A 15,277-nucleotide genomic window follows, 5' to 3' on the forward strand; every position below is an offset into this window, starting at 1 on the left:
AAGGAGAACTCCAGGTTGAAATGAAAGAGCGGCAAAACGCTGCTGTAGTCAGAGCGCTTGCGTCGCCGTTGGCGCATGCAGCGCGGTCTTCATGCGCTCCATGGCGATCTCCCGGCACTGGCCAGTAATCTTAAGAACCTGCGAGCGCACGTCGTCCGGCCAGAAATTCATGTCGCCAAGACGTTCGGCCGTATCTTGCGTATGTTCGGTCATGGGCCGTTCGCGCGCTTCCCAATCACGCAGGGTCTGCGCGACGTCGGGCGCATCGGCGACGGCCGCGGCAAGGCCAATGCCATTCATCAAGGCGCAGCCGCCGCCTTGGCCGAGATAAGGCGGCATGGCATGTGCGGCATCGCCGAGAATCGCCACACGCCCCTTACTCCACGCTTTCAGCTTGATGACTTCGAATTCGTCCCAGCGACCGGCATCGCCAAAGCGGGCGACGAGAGGGGCGAGATGCGGAAAGGATTGCGTCCACAAGGCCCGGTCGGCCGGCACTTGCAACGCCTGTTTATCATCGGAAGCGCAGCACAATGCGACATAAAGATCGGTGGCACTCGCCGGCGTATAGAGAATGCGACGCGTGCCAGTGAAATATTCGATGTAGCGATCGCGGTCTCCAGCACACACGTCGCCGTCGTCTCGCGCGATCAACATGCGGATCGCGCCGTAACCCAGCGACTTGCGATACATCATGAGGTCGAGGGAATCGCGCACCTGGGAATTGACGCCATCGGCACCAACCACGAGATCGGCTGGTCGCTTCGAACCATCGGCCAGAAGCAGCTCGCCTTCCGGCGTTGCGCCCACAGCTTCAGAATTCGTGAGGATATCGACGCCGCTGCGCCGGCAGGCATCGACCAGCGCGTTGATCAAGGTTTCGCGCAAAATGGTGATCAGCCGTGCGCCACCTGGACGATTGATCGGGATCTCTTCCATGGTCGTGTCATGATGGTCGCGCGTATGGAAGACAGGACCGATATGCGCACCGATGGTCGCCTGGTCGTAGGCGCCGATGGCCTTCAGAACACGCAGGCCATTGCTCCAGATGTAAATGCCGGCCCCGAAGGTGCGCAGGTTGGGCGCGCGCTCATGCACCGTCACCGACCAGCCACGCTGCGCCAGCGCCGCTGCGACCGTCAGCCCGCCAATCCCCGCGCCCGCGATTTCCGCCCGACGACCGCTCCCGGATTGCTGCACCATCGTTCCATTTTCCTCCACTGCGACAGGCACTTCCATACCTGATAGACTGCCAAGGTTTCAGTCGGAGGTCGTTCGGACAAGTGAATTCTCTGGCAATTTCTATGAGCTTCGGGAATATCAGAGGCAGAGAGGCCGGACGGACAGGCCCAAAACAACGAGCTGCCATGACACTCCTCGCTAGCCGCCTCACCATCCGCCACCTGCGTATGGTCGTGGCCATTGTGGAAGAAGGCAATCTGGTCCGCGCGGCCGAACGATTGCACATGACGCAATCGGCCGTCACCAAAGCCTTGCAGGAAACAGAGGCATTGACCGGCGCGCGCTTGTTCAACCGAACCAATCGCGGCGTCGTCGCAACCGCTTATGGCGATGCTTTGGCCTATCATGCGCGTCTGATCATTGCGCAACTGGCGCATGCCGAGGAACATCTCGCCGATCTTCGGGATGGCGCCGGCGGCCGCGTCGCCATTGGTACGCTGTTGTCAGCATCCGCCGAACTTCTACCGACCGCCATCGCGCGATTACGCAAGGAACGGCCGAAACTCGTGGTCAAACTTATTGAGGCCACTGACGATGTTCTGTTGCCGGCTCTGCGCGCTGGCGAAGTGGATCTGGTGGTCGGCCGCCTCTCCGAACTGCGCGATCGCTTGAACGTCACGCAGGAAGTTTTGATGGATGATCTGGCCTGCGTCGTCGTGCGCCGCGGCCATCCGTTGACCCTGCGGCGCAGCCTCGGCCTTGCCGACTTGATCGGTTGGGATTGGATTCTGCCACCGTCTCAAACCAGCCTGCGCCGTCTCATCGATATCTCCTTCCGCGAAGAAGGCCTGGAACCGCCGGCTCATGCGGTCGAATCCGTCTCGCTCCTCACCAATCGCGCGCTGCTCACGGATGCCGATTATCTCGGCGTTCTGCCAGCTTCGGTCGCACGGCGAGAGGTTTTAGGTGGCGCGCTCGTCGTCCTGCCGATCACTTTGCAGGCAACCGCGAGCCCCATCGGCATCACCCTGCGCAGCAACACCCGTCTGTCGCCCGCCGCGCAGGTGTTGGTCGAAACACTGCGCCACACAGCCGCCGGACTGTCGAGCCAAGACCCGGTATCGAGCGGCCGGTATTCCTCCCCTTCATGTCTGGAGGATGAGTTTTCCATTTACCGGGCCAGCGGTTGCGCCAAGCTTTGCATGCGAAGTCTTGCGATTGGCCAAACCTGCGAAGGAACAGCGTGCAGCGTCCGCGATTTCGGACCGCCGTTCGCTTCCCCCAATCTGCCCGCGACGACTTCGCGCTCGGAACGCGAAGAGGGGACAGAAACAATGCGTTTGAAGGGCATTCTCCCAACCACCCTGTTGGCGCTCGGCGTCAGCGCCGCCAGCGCGCAACAGGCGCCGCTGAAGATCGGCATGATCACGACCCTGTCGGGACCCGCCGGCTACCTTGGCCAGGACATCCGCGACGGCTTCCAGCTCGCCATCGATCTCAACAAGGGCGCGCTCGGCGGCAGAAGCGTGCAACTGGTCGTCGAAGACGACAGCCTGAAGCCTGGCAACGCCAAGCAGATCGCCAGCAAAATGCTGTCCGAACAGAAGATCAAGATTTTCACCGGTGTCGTCTTCGCCAACGTGGCCTTCGCGGCCGTGCCTGAGATACTCGACAACAACGCCGTCTATGTGAGCGCCAACACGGCATCCGCGACGTTCGCCGGCAAGGAATGCCATCCCAATTATTTCGTCAGCTCCTGGCAAGACGACAGCCAGGGCGAAAGCGCCGGCGCATTGGCGCAATCGCTCGGCTATAAGCGCGCTTTCCTCGTCGCGCCCAACTATCAAGCCGGCAAAGAAACGATGGAAGCCTTCAAGCGCTTTTACAAGGGCGCCGTGGTCGGCGAAGCCTACACGGGCCTCGATCAAACCGACTTCGCCGTGGTGATGGCGCAGATCCGCGCCGCCAAGCCGGATGTCGTTTATGAATTCGAGCCCGGCGGCCTCGGCATCGCCTTCCTGCGCCAATATCAGCAGTCGGGCCTCCTCAAGGAAATCCCGATGGTCGTCCATCCGGCGTCCCTCGACCAGGCGATCGCGCAAGCCGTTGGCGACGCCGCCATCGGCGTGAAGGTCACCAGCCACTGGAATGAAGATTTCGACAATCCGGTCAACAAGGCCTTCGTCGCCGCCTGGCGCGCCAAATATGGCGATCGGCCGATCACCTATTACGCCGCGCAAGGCTATGACGCGGCGCTGTTGATCGGCGCGGGCCTCGCCAAGGACGCTTCCGGTGGCGCCGATGTCGGCGCCTTCCGCAAGGCCTTGCTCTCAGCCGATATCCCCTCCGTGCGCGGTCCATTCAAATTCGGCCCCAATCAGCATCCGATCCAGGATTGGTATGCGCTGAAAGCGGAACGCGCCGCCGACGGTAAAATGGTGCTGAAAACCGACAGCAAAGTGTTGACCGCCCACGGCGACAGCTATTCCGGGCAATGCAAAACGCCAGCGAATTGAACCATCGCGAGAGATAGGAATTGAAGCGGAAGGTGGTCCTCGCCTTCCGCTTTTTTCGTGCCGACTTCCAGAGAGGACCGCTTCGAAGAACACCACCGCATATTGCGCGAAGGAGCTTGGCCGATGCGTTGGAACGCCATTCTATCGACCGCACTCTCCACCCTGCTTCTGACAGCGCTGCCCTTCGACACGGCCGGCGCCCAACAACCCCTGAAGATCGGCCTCATCACCACATTGTCCGGCCCCGCCGGCTATATCGGCCAAGACATTCGCGACGGCTTTCAACTCGCCATCGATCAGAACAACGGCAAGCTGGGCGGCCGCGATGCGCAAGTCGTCGTCGAAGACGACGGCCTCAAGCCGGGCAATGCCAAGCTGATCGCCGGCAAGATGCTGTCCGAACAGGGCATCAAGATTTTCACCGGCATCGTCTTCGGCAATGTCGCCGCCGCCGCGGTGCCCGACATTCTCGACAACAAGGCCGTCTATATCAGCGCCAATTCGGCTTCCGCGCCGTTCGCCGGCAAGGAATGCCATCCCCATTATTTCGTCAGTTCCTGGCAGAACGACGGCCAGGGAGAGAGCGCCGGCGCCCTGGCGCAGTCGCTTGGCTATAAGAGCGCCTTCCTCGTCGCGCCGAACTATCAGTCCGGCAAGGAGATGGTGGAAGCGTTCAAACGCTACTTCAAAGGCCAGATCGTCGGCGAGACCTATACGAGCCTCGACCAGACGGACTTCGCCGTGGTGATGGCGCAGATCCGCTCCGCCAAGCCCGAAGTGGTGTTTGAATTCGAACCCGGTGGCCTCGGCATTGCCTTCCTGCGGCAATATCAACAGGCCGGCCTGTTGAAAGACGTGCCGATGGTCGTCCATTCGGCTTCGCTCGATCAGGTAACCGCGCAGGCGATCGGCGATGCCGCCATCGGCGTCAATCTCACCAGCCATTGGAACGACGATTTCGACAATCCGACCAACAAGGCCTTCGTCGCCGCCTGGCGCGCCAAATATGGCGACCGGCCGATCACCTACTACGCGGCGCAGGGCTATGACGCGGCGCTTCTGGTCGGCGCCGGCCTCGCCAAGGACCCGGCCAGTGCCGATGATCCGGCCGCCTTCCGCAAGGCCGTACTCTCGGCCGACATCCCCTCCGTCCGCGGCCCGTTCAAATTCGGCCCCAACCAGCATCCGATCCAGGACTGGTATGCTCTGAAGGCGGAAAAGGCGGCCGACGGCAAAGTGGCGCTGAAAACCACCGGCAAGGTCCTGACCGCCCATGGCGACCAATATGCCGCCCTGTGCAAAATGCCGGCGAATTGATACTCGATCTTAGCTATATGCCCGTCATCAACGCGATTTGGTGACAGACGGGTTGATAGCCGGCCGGAAATCGGGCATAAGCCCCGCACGAATTGCCGGGGTCATCCCGGCCTTTTCTTTGAAATTCTCGCTGGTGGCCGTTATGAAAGTCCGTAACTCTTTGAAATCGCTGCGTGGCCGTCATCGCGCCAACCAGCTCGTGCGCCGTAAGGGCCGCGTTTATATCATCAATAAGGTGCAGAAGCGCTTCAAGGCGCGTCAGGGCTAAGCCCTTTTCTGCCTTTGCAATTCTTCGAAACCCCGGCTTCTGGCCGGGGTTTTCGCTTTTCAGGCCCCCATACCGGTTTCGTGATGCCGCTGGGCTTTGACGCCCGCCCGGCTCCGCTTTAGCCTGATGCCCTGATTTTATCCTGTTTCGGGTGGAAGAAGTCCGAACCAGTGATTCCGGAGACTTTAACGCAGATGCGTCAGGCGCTGCTCTCGGCTCTTCTCGTTTCCGCCTTGTTCGCGGCAGCCCCTGCGCTGGCGCAGAGCGATGCTCCCCAAGCCGCTCCTCAAGCCGAGCAGCCCTCGCACAACGATCCCAATCTGCGGGGCCGCGATCGGATTCTCAACGAACTGTTCGAACGCCTCGCCAAGGCCGACGACCAGGACGAAGCCAAGGGTGTCGCGGGCGCCATCGAACGGGTGTTCCTGCGCTCGGGTTCCGACACCGCCGACCTCCTGATGAACCGGGCCTTGAGCTCGGTGCGGCAACGCGACTTCAAACTCGCCAATGAACTGCTCGACAAACTGGTGGTGATCGAGCCGGAATGGGCCGAAGCCTGGAACCAGCGTGCCACGGCGCGCTTCCGGGCCGACGACGTGCAAGGCGCGGTTGCCGATCTCGGCCAGGTGCTGGCGCTTGAGCCCCGTCATTTCGGCGCGCTCTCGGCGCTCGGCTACATTCTCTACAGCAACGGCTTCGACCGGCGCGCGCTGGATGTAATGCGCAGAACGCTCGTCATCTATCCGCAGCAGGAAGACATTCGCAAACTGGTCGAGCAACTTGGCCAGAAGATCGACGGCCGCGATCTCTGATCGCACATGCTGACCGCACTCGCGATTGCGATCGCCGCCCTCCTCATCGTTGCGCTGGCGCTGTTTCTCTTCACCCGCTGGTACACGCAACGCCTCGACACGCTCTATCCATCGCGCGGCCAATTCGTCGAGATTGAAGGCGGCCGCGTTCATCTGACCGATACACCGGCTGTCGGCGCCGCCAGAGGCACCGTCCTGCTCATCCACGGCGCCAGCGGCAATGAAGCCGACATGCGCTTGCCGCTCGCCGCCCGCCTCGCCGCACTCGGCTTTCGCGTGGTCAGCGTCGACCGCCCCGGTCTCGGCTGGAGCGCGCGCCTGGGCGGACGAGACGATGCCTCCCCCGCGCGCCAGGCACAGTTGCTGCGCGCCGCGGCGGAAAAGATCGGTGTGCAACGGGCCATCGTCATCGGCCATTCGCTGGCAGGTGTTCTCTGCCTGCAATTGGCGCTCGATCACCGCAGCTTCACTCAGGGCCTCATCCTGCTCGCCCCCGTCAGCCATCCTTGGCCGGGCGGCATCGAGTTCTATTACACGGTCGCGGCTCGACCCGTTGTCGGTCCGCTCTTTGCCCATACGGTGACATTGCCGATCGCCCTTGCCAGCATCAACGCAGCCCTGGCCAGTGTTTTTCACCCCCAGATGACACCGGGCGACTATCGCGCGCGAACAGCAGTCGATCTCGTGCTCCGGCCGACGAATTTCCAAGCCAATGCGCAGGACGTCGCCGTCATCAAGGATTTCGTCACCCGCGAAGCGCCCCGCTATCGCGCCATCGCCGTACCGACGGTCATCGTCACCGGCGACAAAGATGGCATCGTCTATACGCATATTCACAGCGCCGGTTGTGCCAAGGACATTCCCGGCGCAACGCTCACCGTCCTTCCCGGCGTCGGCCATTCACCACACTGGGCTTATCCGGACGCAGTGGTGCAGGCCGTCCTGCAGGTCAGCGAGCGCATGAAGGTGCCGCGCCTTTAGCGCCATGCGACCGCTTCAAGGTTTTGGCAATGCCGATTTGCCGAATATCGAAGGCGAACGATCGATCCTCGGCTTTGCCGGACCATGCTCTTTAGCCACCAAAGAGCGGCCAACAGCTTCTTGCATTCGCCGCGATGAACGAGAACAGGCTGAATTGCAGGTAGAACTTGCGTCTTCATAGAGCGGCATACACGCACTTCATCCGCGAGCGGACATATTGAAACAAAACTCTTTCGTTTCCATCCGCGCGCTTTCATCTCAGCCTGCCTGCGATGGACTCATGCCAAAATAGCAACGGGTACGCGCCGCGACGACGCTTGCGCTGGCAAGCGCACCGCTTAAACCTAGCCATAAGTCACAAGCGACGTGGGAGGCTGATGACGATGGGGAGTGAAACCCAACACGAATCCGGCATGAGCCGGCGCGATCTTTTGGCCATGGTCGGCATGGCTGCCGGCAGCGCCGCCATGTATCAGGCGATGACCAGTCTCGGTCTCGCCGGAGAATCCACCTATCGTGGATCACCCAATCTGACAGGCGCGCCGAAAGGCACGTCGGTGCTTATTCTCGGCGCCGGACTGGCTGGCCTGACAGCGGCTTATGAGCTGCGCAAAGCCGGCTACAAAGTCAGCATTCTCGAATTTAACGAGCGTCCCGGCGGCCGGAACTGGAGCATTCGCGGCGGCGATAAAATCACCGAACTTGGCGGAGAAACGCAGACCTGCGGCTTCGCCAAGGGGCATTATTTCAACCCTGGTCCCTGGCGCATTCCCTACAACCATCATGCGGTGATCGATTATTGCCGGCAGCTCGGCGTCGCGCTCGAGCCTTTCGCCTGTCTCAATCACAACGCTTATTTCCATTCGACCAATGCTTTCGGCGGCAAGCCGCAGCGCATTCGCGAGATCGATGCGGATCTGCGCGGCCATGTCTCTGACTTGCTCTCCAAGAGCGCACAGCAGGACAAGCTCGACGAAAGCATTTCGAAGGAGGACAAGGAAGTCCTGCTCGCGGCGCTGAAGAATTGGGGCGGCCTCGACAACGAGAACCGCTACACCAAGAGCGCAGCGGCAGCTTCGCTGCGCGGTTACGATCGATATCCCGGCGGCGGTCTTGCAGGCCCGTCCGCTCCCAGCGAGCCGATGAAGCTGCAAGACCTTCTCAAGTCCGGTCTCTGGCGCAACCTGAACAACTTCTTCCAGTTCGAGCACCAGAACACCATGCTGCAACCCGTGGGTGGCATGGACATGATCGGCAAGGGTTTCGCCAAACAGCTCGGCGGCCTCATCCGTTACAATGCCAAGGTCACGGAGATCAAACAGGACGAACGCGGCGTCACCGTCACCTATGTCGATCAGAAAGCCAAAGGCACACCGAAACAGGTGAAGGCCGACTGGTGCGTCTGCACCATTCCCGCTTCCATCCTGAGCCAGATCCCGACCACGGTCAGCCCGAAGATGAAGGCGGCCATCGACGCGGTGCCCTATGTCACCTCAGTGAAGGTCGGTCTGCAGTTCAAGCGCCGCTTCTGGGAAGAGGACGAGATGATCTATGGTGGCATCAGCTCCACCAATCTGCCGATCAATACGATCTCTTATCCCAGCGACAATTTCGGCAGCAAGGGTCCGGGCGTGCTACTCGGCGCCTATCAGATCGTGCAGGCCAATTCCTTCGCACTGGCTTCCATGTCGGCGCCCGAGCGCATTGCATTCGCGCTTGAAAACGGCAGCAAGATCCATCCGCAATACAAAAAAGAATTCGACAATGGCGTCGCTGTGTCCTGGCACCGCGTGCCCTTTACGCTCGGCTGCGGCGGCATGTGGAATCCCACGACACGCAAGGAGCACTACAACAATATCTGCCAGATCGACGGCCGCATGGTGTTGGCCGGCGAACACGTCTCTTATGTGAACTGGTGGCAGGAGGGCGCGATTCTTTCGGCGCTCGATGCCATCACCCGCTTGCACGAACGCATCGTCAAAGCCAAAGCGTGACAGGAGAAATTGCGATGATCCATTCCTCTTTCTCGCGCCGCGCTTTAGCCATTGGCCTACTGGTCCTACCTCTTTCGCTGTCGGCGGCACTGGCGCAAGATGGGAAGCCAACGATCGGGCCGCCGGGATTTGCTTTCGCACCAAAGACCGGCGCCGATCTCTATGCCACCGTCTGCCAGGGCTGCCACATGCCCGGCGGCAAGGGCGCGGTTGGTGCTGGCATGTATCCGGCGCTGACCAACAACAAGAATCTCGAGGCCGGCGCTTATCCGGTTCACGTCGTCGTCAACGGACTGCGCGGCATGCCGCCCTTCCGCGCCATGCTCAACGATGAACAGGTAGCCACCGTCGTCAACTATATACGGACCAATTTCGGCAATACTTATACCGATGCCGTCACCGCTGACGACGTCAAATTGGCGCGGTCGGCGAATTGACTTGAAGCCTGACGGTTCTGCCGTCAGGCTATCCATCCAAACAAAGACATCAGGAAAGGACCATTGAAAATGAAATCCGCTGTACGGCTCACTCTTGGCGCCGCTGTCGCCATGATGCTGACTGGCTCGCTCGCGGCACAAGACGTGGTTAGAAAAACGGTTCCCAATTCGCCGATCGCCTCCAGCGTGCAAGTGCCCGCCAATGCGACGACCTATTATCTGTCGGGCATGGTTCCCTCAGTCATCAACAAGGATGCCGATCCGCGCAGCCCGCAAGCCTATGGCGATGCCGAAGCCCAGACCATCAACATCCTGGAGAAGATCAAGGCTTCCCTCGAATCCTCCGGCCTGACCATGGGCGATGTGGTGAAAATGCAGGTCTATCTCGTCCACACCGACAAGGTGGCGATGGACTTCAAGGGTTTCTCCCAGGGCTACAGCAAGTTCTTCGGCGGCAGCCAGCCTAACCTGCCAGCGCGCTCAACCATGGGTGTCGCGGCCCTCGTCAATCCCGGCTGGCTGGTCGAGATCGAGGTAACTGCCGCGAAAGTTGCGAAATAAGCGCGGGCATTAGCTGCGCTCCAGCACCCAATCCTGGGTCTTATCGAGAATGTCAGCTGGCACGGTCTTGCGCAGGGTCTTGCCAAGATCGGCCAGGCTGACACTGCGCAGCTTGTCACGCCAGGCCTGATCGGCATCCCACATCACCTGCGCGATGGCGCAAGCGCCGCTGGCGCGATAGCCTTTGCGCAAGCAGGGATTGTTGTAGCGGATGTTGTCGCAGACGAAGCTGGAAGCTTTGCCCTCCACCGCTTCGACGATATCGAGAAAGGTGATCTGCGCCGGCGTTTTGGCCAGGCGATAGCCGCCAGAAGGGCCGAGCGTGCTTTCCACCAGGCCCGCCTGGGAGAGGCCCTGGAGCGCCTTGGAGAGATATTCCTTGGGCACGCCATGCAACTCGGCCAAGGCTTTGGTCGACAGATAACGCCCCGCCGGCAAGCCGGCGAGGACGGAGCAGCAGTGAAGCGCCCATTCGACCTGGTTTCTAAGCTGCAACGCTCAGTCCCGCTTTTGTCAGTCCGTAGGCCGCATCCATCGACCCCGGCACGTTCTGGAAGGCGATGCTCGCCCGATTCCAACCATTGATGGCCATCACAACGAAGGTCAAGTCGGCCAATTCCTTATCGGAGAACTGGGCGCGCGCAGCGTCGTAAATCTCATCGGAGATTCCGTGCGGCGGCAGCTTGGTCAGCGCTTCGGCCCATTCAAGAGCAGCCCGTTCGCGCGCGCTGAATAGCGGCGACTCGCGCCAGATGACCACGTGATGCAGGCGCAATTCACCTTCGCCAGCGATCTTGAGCTGCTTGACGTGCATGTCGACGCAGAAGGCACAGCCGTTGATCTGCGAAACCCTGAATTCAACAAGATGAACGAGCTTGGGCTCGATCGCCCCTTTCGCGGCGGCTTGCGAAAATTCGGAATACTTTTTCGTCAGCTCCGGCGAAAGCGCGGCATAGTTGAGGCGGGGCATGAAAATCTCCTGATACGACACTGAACGACTTAATAGGGATATATAATATCCTTAAGGATGATATTTATCCGTAATTGAGCTTGATGTAAAGCTCCTCGTTCAATGGCTCAGTCCACGCCTAAGGCTTGCGCTCGGATTTGATGAAATCGATGAAGGCACGCAGCGGCGCCGGCATGTAAGTCCGGCTCGGGTAATAGAGATACGGCCCGGAAAAGCTCTGCCACCAGTCGCTCAAGATCGGGACCAATGTGCCCCTGCGCAGATCGTCCGCCAGATATTCCTCGAATGTATATTTGATCCCAAGCCCGGCGCGGGCGGCCGCGAGCTGCAGTTCCGTCGAGGTAGCGATCAATGCCCCCTCCGGTGCGATGCGCACGATCTCGCCTTGGCGCTCGAACTCCCACGTCGAAACCTTGCCGCTGGCGAAGCGATGGCAGATGCAGGCGTGGTTCACGAGATCGTGCGGATGTTTCACGGGCGGATGCGCAGCGAGATAGGATGGCGCGGCCGCCGCCACGAAACGCTGACGGCGCGGCCCGATCGGCACCGCGATCATGTCGCGTTCGATGCTTTCATCATAGCGAATGCCCGCATCGAAGCCCGCCGCCAGCACATCGATGAACGTATCGTTCGCGACGATATCGAGCGTGATCCCCGGATGGAGCGGCAGAAAGCGCGCGACCATGTCCGGTAAAATTTTATGGGCCACCACGGAAGGCACATTGAGCCGAACCGTGCCCGTCGGCGTGTCGCGATAGTCGTTCACGGCGTCGAGCGCGCTGGCAATTTCACCCATGGCCGGCACCAGCCGTTCGAGCAGGCGTTCGCCCGCCTCCGTCGGCGTCACGCTGCGGGTGGTGCGGTTGAGCAGCCGCACCCCCAATCGCGCCTCCAGCCGGCGAATACCATCGCTGAGCGAAGAGGCCGCCACCCCGCGCAGGACGGCGGCACGACGGAAGGAGCGAGTTTCCGCAACGGCCAGGAAAATGTGGAGATCGGTCAGATCGGGGTCGGCCATTGTTCGGCCTCTCGTACGGGTCATTCAGATATGAATGGATTATCGCACGATCCGGCCGGATGCATATAGCCCCCGTTATTCCCGACGTTCAGGAGAACGGATATGCAAAAGCGGCAACTTGGACATTCTGGCCCCACCGTTTCGGCCCTCGGCCTCGGCTGCATGGGCATGTCGGATCTTTACGGGCCGTCTGATCGGGGCGAGAGCATCGCCACGATCCACGCGGCGCTGGAAGCCGGCATCACCTTGCTCGACACCGGTGATTTCTATGGCATGGGCCACAACGAAATGCTGATCGGCGAAGCGCTGAGAAGCGCGGCGGGCAGCCAGCGCGATCAGGCCCTGATCAGCGTCAAATTCGGTGCCTTGCGTGACCCCGCCGGCGGCTGGGCCGGCTATGACACACGCCCGCAAGCCGTGAAGAACTTTCTCACCTACAGCCTGCGCCGGCTCGGCGTCGACCACATCGACATCTATCGCCCTTCCCGCATCGATCCGGACGTGCCGGTCGAAGACACGATCGGCGCCATCGCTGACATGGTGAAAGCCGGATATGTCAGGCATATCGGCCTCTCGGAAGTCGGCACCGATACGATCCGCCGCGCCGCGGCGGTTCACCCGATCAGCGATCTGCAAATCGAATATTCGCTGATCTCGCGCGGCATCGAAAACGGCATCCTGCAAACCTGTCGTGATCTCGGCATCGGCGTCACGGCCTATGGCGTTCTCTCGCGCGGTCTCATCAGCGGCCACTGGCAAGCCAATACGCAGAGCAACGATTTCCGCGCACACAGCCCGCGCTTTCAAGCCGGCAATGTCGATCGCAATCTGGCGCTGGTCGAAGCTCTGCGAAAGATCGCGGCGGCCAAGGGCATCAGCGTCGCGCAGATCGCCATCGCCTGGGTCGCGGCGCAGGGCCAGGACATCGTGCCGTTGGTGGGCGCGCGGCGCCGCGATCGTCTCACTGAAGCCCTCGGCAGCCTCGACGTTTCGCTGACGCGCGATGACCTCGCCGCCATCGAAACGGCTGTCCCCAAGGGCGCAGCCGCCGGTGAGCGCTATGCAACCGAGCAAATGGCTTCGCTCGATAGCGAAAGGTAATTCCGGCAGTGGCGACGATTAGCTGTCGCTGCCCGTAAAGGCGATCCGCAACATATTGGTCGCACCCGGCGTGCCGAACGGCAGGCCAGCGATCACGATGATGCGGTCGCCCTCTTTCGAAAAGCCTTCGCGATTGGCGAATTTACAGGCGCGCTTCGCCATGTCGTCGACATCGCTCGCATCCTTGGTGACGATCGGATGCACGCCCCACACCAGGGCCAGCCGCCGCGCCGTGTCGACATTAGGCGTCAAGGCAATGACCGGCGGCTTCGGCCGCTCGCGCGCCACACGCAGTGCCGTAGCGCCTGAAAACGACCAGGCGCAGATGGCGCGCATGTCGAGCGTTTCGGCCACGTCATGGGCCGCGACGGCGATGGCATCGGCGCCCGTCGGTTCGGGTTCGCTGCGCTGCGCCGTGATGATGGCGCGATACACGCTGTCGCTTTCCACCTCGGTGGCGATCTTGTTCATCATCGTCACCGCTTCGATGGGGAACTGGCCGGCGGCGCTTTCCGCCGACAGCATCACCGCATCGGCGCCTTCGTAAACGGCGGTCGCCACGTCGCTGACCTCGGCGCGCGTCGGGACGGGCGCGGTGATCATCGATTCCAGCATCTGTGTCGCCACAACCACCGGCTTGCCAAGGCGGCGCGCCAGGCGGTTCATGCGCTTCTGCAGGCCCGGCACTTTTTCGACCGGCATTTCGACACCGAGATCACCGCGCGCCACCATGATTGCATCGGCGGTCTCGACGATCTCTTCCAGCCGCGCGATCGCCTGCGGCTTCTCGATCTTGGCAAGCACCAGAGCGCGGCCACGGGCGATCTTCTTCACTTCCGCCACATCGTCTGCCCGCTGCACGAAGGAAACGGCGATCCAGTCGACCCCTGCCGCCAATGCGGCATCGAGATCGGAGCGATCCTTCTCGGTCATCGCCGAAACGGGAATTTCCGTATCGGGCAGGCTGACACCTTTGCGGTTCGACAGGCGGCCAGCGGTCTTCGCCTCGAGCACGGCGCGATTGTGCTCCGCTTCGATCACCTGCAAGCGCATCTTGCCGTCATCGACGAGAACCGTGTCGCCGGGCTTCAAGGCCCGCAGGATTTCCGGATGCGGCAGGTTCACGCGCGACGCATCGCCCACCGTTTTCTTGCTGTCGAAAACGATGCGGTCGCCCTTTTCAAGCGTGACACCGCCGTCCTTGAATTCGCCGCAGCGCAGTTTCGGTCCTTGCAGATCGACGAGAATGCCGATCGGCCGGCGGTGTTTTTTTTCGATGGCGCGAATGGTGGCGATGCGCTCGCGCATGCCGTCGTGGCTGGCATGGCTCATGTTGATGCGAAACACGTCGGCACCGGCAAGGAACAACTTTTCGACGATGGTTGGATCCTGCGAAGCGGGGCCGAGCGTAGCGAGAATCTTGACGCGGCGGTGCCGTCTCATCCGATGATCCGATCTTCTGGTATATCTATTGGCAGGCGTTTACGCGCGACGCGGAGGGCACGATTATTTTGATGCCGGCTGATTGGCATCGGTCAATTGTACGGTCCAGTTCTTGGCATCCTTGCCCGTATCGACTTCGAAGAAGCCGGTGCGATCGAAACCGCGTACGAGGCAATTGTCGCGCCCTTCGATGCGAAATTCGCGATCGCGGGTGCACATGAACGCCTTGCCCTTCCATTCGCCGCCGCGCTCATCCATCGCATAGACATAGTAGAACTGTGCGGCCAGATTGCCGCGCAACAGCACCTCACAGGAGCCGCTCTTCAGGTTCCACCAGCCTTCCGTGACCCAGCCCGTACCATCCGTATATGACAGGGCGACGCTGACGCGGCTCGTGGCATTGTTACAAAGGCGAAAATCGGCTCGTGCTTCGCCGCTCATCGCCGTCGTGACGAAAGCCGCGGCGATCACCGGCAGCAATCGATACAACATGGGCAGAAAAGGAAGACGGCGCATTTCGACGAAGACCCTGGCGAATCAGTTCCGCTCGCGTAAAAGCGGCATACCCCTTGTTTTTCCGGCCCCGTCGCCGGCTGTCAACGGCGGTGAAGCGCTTCTTGCTTTCTAGCCCCATTCTGGCAGCAAGATGGCCGATCAGATGGCCATGGAGACATCGT

At 61.2% G+C, this 15,277-nt stretch carries 15 protein-coding genes and 1 pseudogene; 10 read left to right on the plus strand and 6 right to left on the minus strand.

Annotated elements, in window-relative coordinates:
- Window positions 1–48: 48 nt before the first annotated feature.
- Window positions 49–1,203 (minus strand): NAD(P)/FAD-dependent oxidoreductase, encoded by a 1,155-nt coding sequence (locus OIM99_RS22570; protein WP_311852735.1) that lies wholly within the window; start codon window positions 1,201–1,203, stop codon window positions 49–51.
- A 164-nt stretch (window positions 1,204–1,367) separates the two neighbouring features.
- On the opposite strand from OIM99_RS22570, the pseudogene OIM99_RS22575 reads away from it, so the two are divergent.
- The 9 genes and pseudogenes from OIM99_RS22575 to OIM99_RS22615 all read left to right on the plus strand — a co-directional run.
- A pseudogene (locus OIM99_RS22575) lies at window positions 1,368–2,261 on the plus strand (LysR substrate-binding domain-containing protein); the annotation flags it as partial.
- A 255-nt stretch (window positions 2,262–2,516) separates the two neighbouring features.
- The gene (locus OIM99_RS22580) at window positions 2,517–3,698 is read left to right on the plus strand and encodes an ABC transporter substrate-binding protein (RefSeq protein ID WP_311853156.1); all 1,182 of its coding nucleotides are present in this window, start codon (window positions 2,517–2,519) and stop codon (window positions 3,696–3,698) included.
- Window positions 3,699–3,821: 123 nt separating this feature from the next.
- Entirely contained in the window at window positions 3,822–5,015 is a 1,194-nt protein-coding gene (locus OIM99_RS22585; protein ID WP_311852736.1) for an ABC transporter substrate-binding protein, read from the plus strand.
- 142 nt (window positions 5,016–5,157) lie between these two features.
- Entirely contained in the window at window positions 5,158–5,283 is a 126-nt protein-coding gene (gene ykgO, locus OIM99_RS22590) for a type B 50S ribosomal protein L36 (RefSeq protein ID WP_311852737.1), read from the plus strand.
- A 194-nt stretch (window positions 5,284–5,477) separates the two neighbouring features.
- Window positions 5,478–6,095 carry a hypothetical protein gene (locus tag OIM99_RS22595; RefSeq protein ID WP_311852738.1) on the plus strand — a complete coding sequence of 206 codons (618 nt, stop codon included), beginning with the start codon at window positions 5,478–5,480 and terminating at the stop codon, window positions 6,093–6,095.
- 6 nt (window positions 6,096–6,101) lie between these two features.
- Complete coding sequence (locus OIM99_RS22600; protein WP_311852739.1) at window positions 6,102–7,076, plus strand: alpha/beta hydrolase; 975 nt, start codon at window positions 6,102–6,104, stop codon at window positions 7,074–7,076.
- 383 nt (window positions 7,077–7,459) lie between these two features.
- Window positions 7,460–9,070 (plus strand): flavin monoamine oxidase family protein, encoded by a 1,611-nt coding sequence (locus OIM99_RS22605; RefSeq protein ID WP_311852740.1) that lies wholly within the window; start codon window positions 7,460–7,462, stop codon window positions 9,068–9,070.
- 14 nt (window positions 9,071–9,084) lie between these two features.
- The gene (locus tag OIM99_RS22610) at window positions 9,085–9,507 is read left to right on the plus strand and encodes a cytochrome c (protein ID WP_311852741.1); all 423 of its coding nucleotides are present in this window, start codon (window positions 9,085–9,087) and stop codon (window positions 9,505–9,507) included.
- 69 nt (window positions 9,508–9,576) lie between these two features.
- Window positions 9,577–10,068 carry a RidA family protein gene (locus OIM99_RS22615; protein ID WP_311852742.1) on the plus strand — a complete coding sequence of 164 codons (492 nt, stop codon included), beginning with the start codon at window positions 9,577–9,579 and terminating at the stop codon, window positions 10,066–10,068.
- Between the two features lie 9 nt (window positions 10,069–10,077).
- Here the strand turns inward: OIM99_RS22615 and OIM99_RS22620 are convergent, their stop codons facing one another.
- From OIM99_RS22620 to OIM99_RS22630, 3 genes are all read right to left on the minus strand, one after another.
- Window positions 10,078–10,563: an Rrf2 family transcriptional regulator gene (locus tag OIM99_RS22620; protein ID WP_311852743.1), complete on the minus strand. Its 486-nt coding sequence runs from the start codon at window positions 10,561–10,563 to the stop codon at window positions 10,078–10,080.
- A complete protein-coding gene (locus tag OIM99_RS22625; protein ID WP_311852744.1) occupies window positions 10,553–11,038 on the minus strand; it encodes a carboxymuconolactone decarboxylase family protein in 486 nt (161 codons plus the stop codon). The genes OIM99_RS22620 and OIM99_RS22625 overlap by 11 nt, the downstream gene beginning before the upstream one ends.
- Window positions 11,039–11,156: 118 nt before the next feature.
- Entirely contained in the window at window positions 11,157–12,056 is a 900-nt protein-coding gene (locus OIM99_RS22630) for a LysR family transcriptional regulator (RefSeq protein ID WP_311852745.1), read from the minus strand.
- A gap of 102 nt (window positions 12,057–12,158) precedes the next feature.
- On the opposite strand from OIM99_RS22630, the gene OIM99_RS22635 reads away from it, so the two are divergent.
- The gene (locus OIM99_RS22635) at window positions 12,159–13,157 is read left to right on the plus strand and encodes an aldo/keto reductase (RefSeq protein WP_311852746.1); all 999 of its coding nucleotides are present in this window, start codon (window positions 12,159–12,161) and stop codon (window positions 13,155–13,157) included.
- Window positions 13,158–13,175: 18 nt separating this feature from the next.
- On the opposite strand, the gene pyk is transcribed toward OIM99_RS22635, so the two are convergent.
- Both pyk and OIM99_RS22645 read right to left on the minus strand, forming a co-directional pair.
- A complete protein-coding gene (pyk, locus tag OIM99_RS22640) occupies window positions 13,176–14,600 on the minus strand; it encodes a pyruvate kinase (protein WP_311852747.1) in 1,425 nt (474 codons plus the stop codon).
- Between the two features lie 63 nt (window positions 14,601–14,663).
- The gene (locus tag OIM99_RS22645) at window positions 14,664–15,116 is read right to left on the minus strand and encodes a DUF1036 domain-containing protein (protein ID WP_311852748.1); all 453 of its coding nucleotides are present in this window, start codon (window positions 15,114–15,116) and stop codon (window positions 14,664–14,666) included.
- Window positions 15,117–15,277 lie beyond the last annotated feature (161 nt).

Source organism: Methylocella sp. CPCC 101449 (assembly GCF_031921685.1).
Lineage (GTDB): Bacteria > Pseudomonadota > Alphaproteobacteria > Rhizobiales > Beijerinckiaceae > Terripilifer.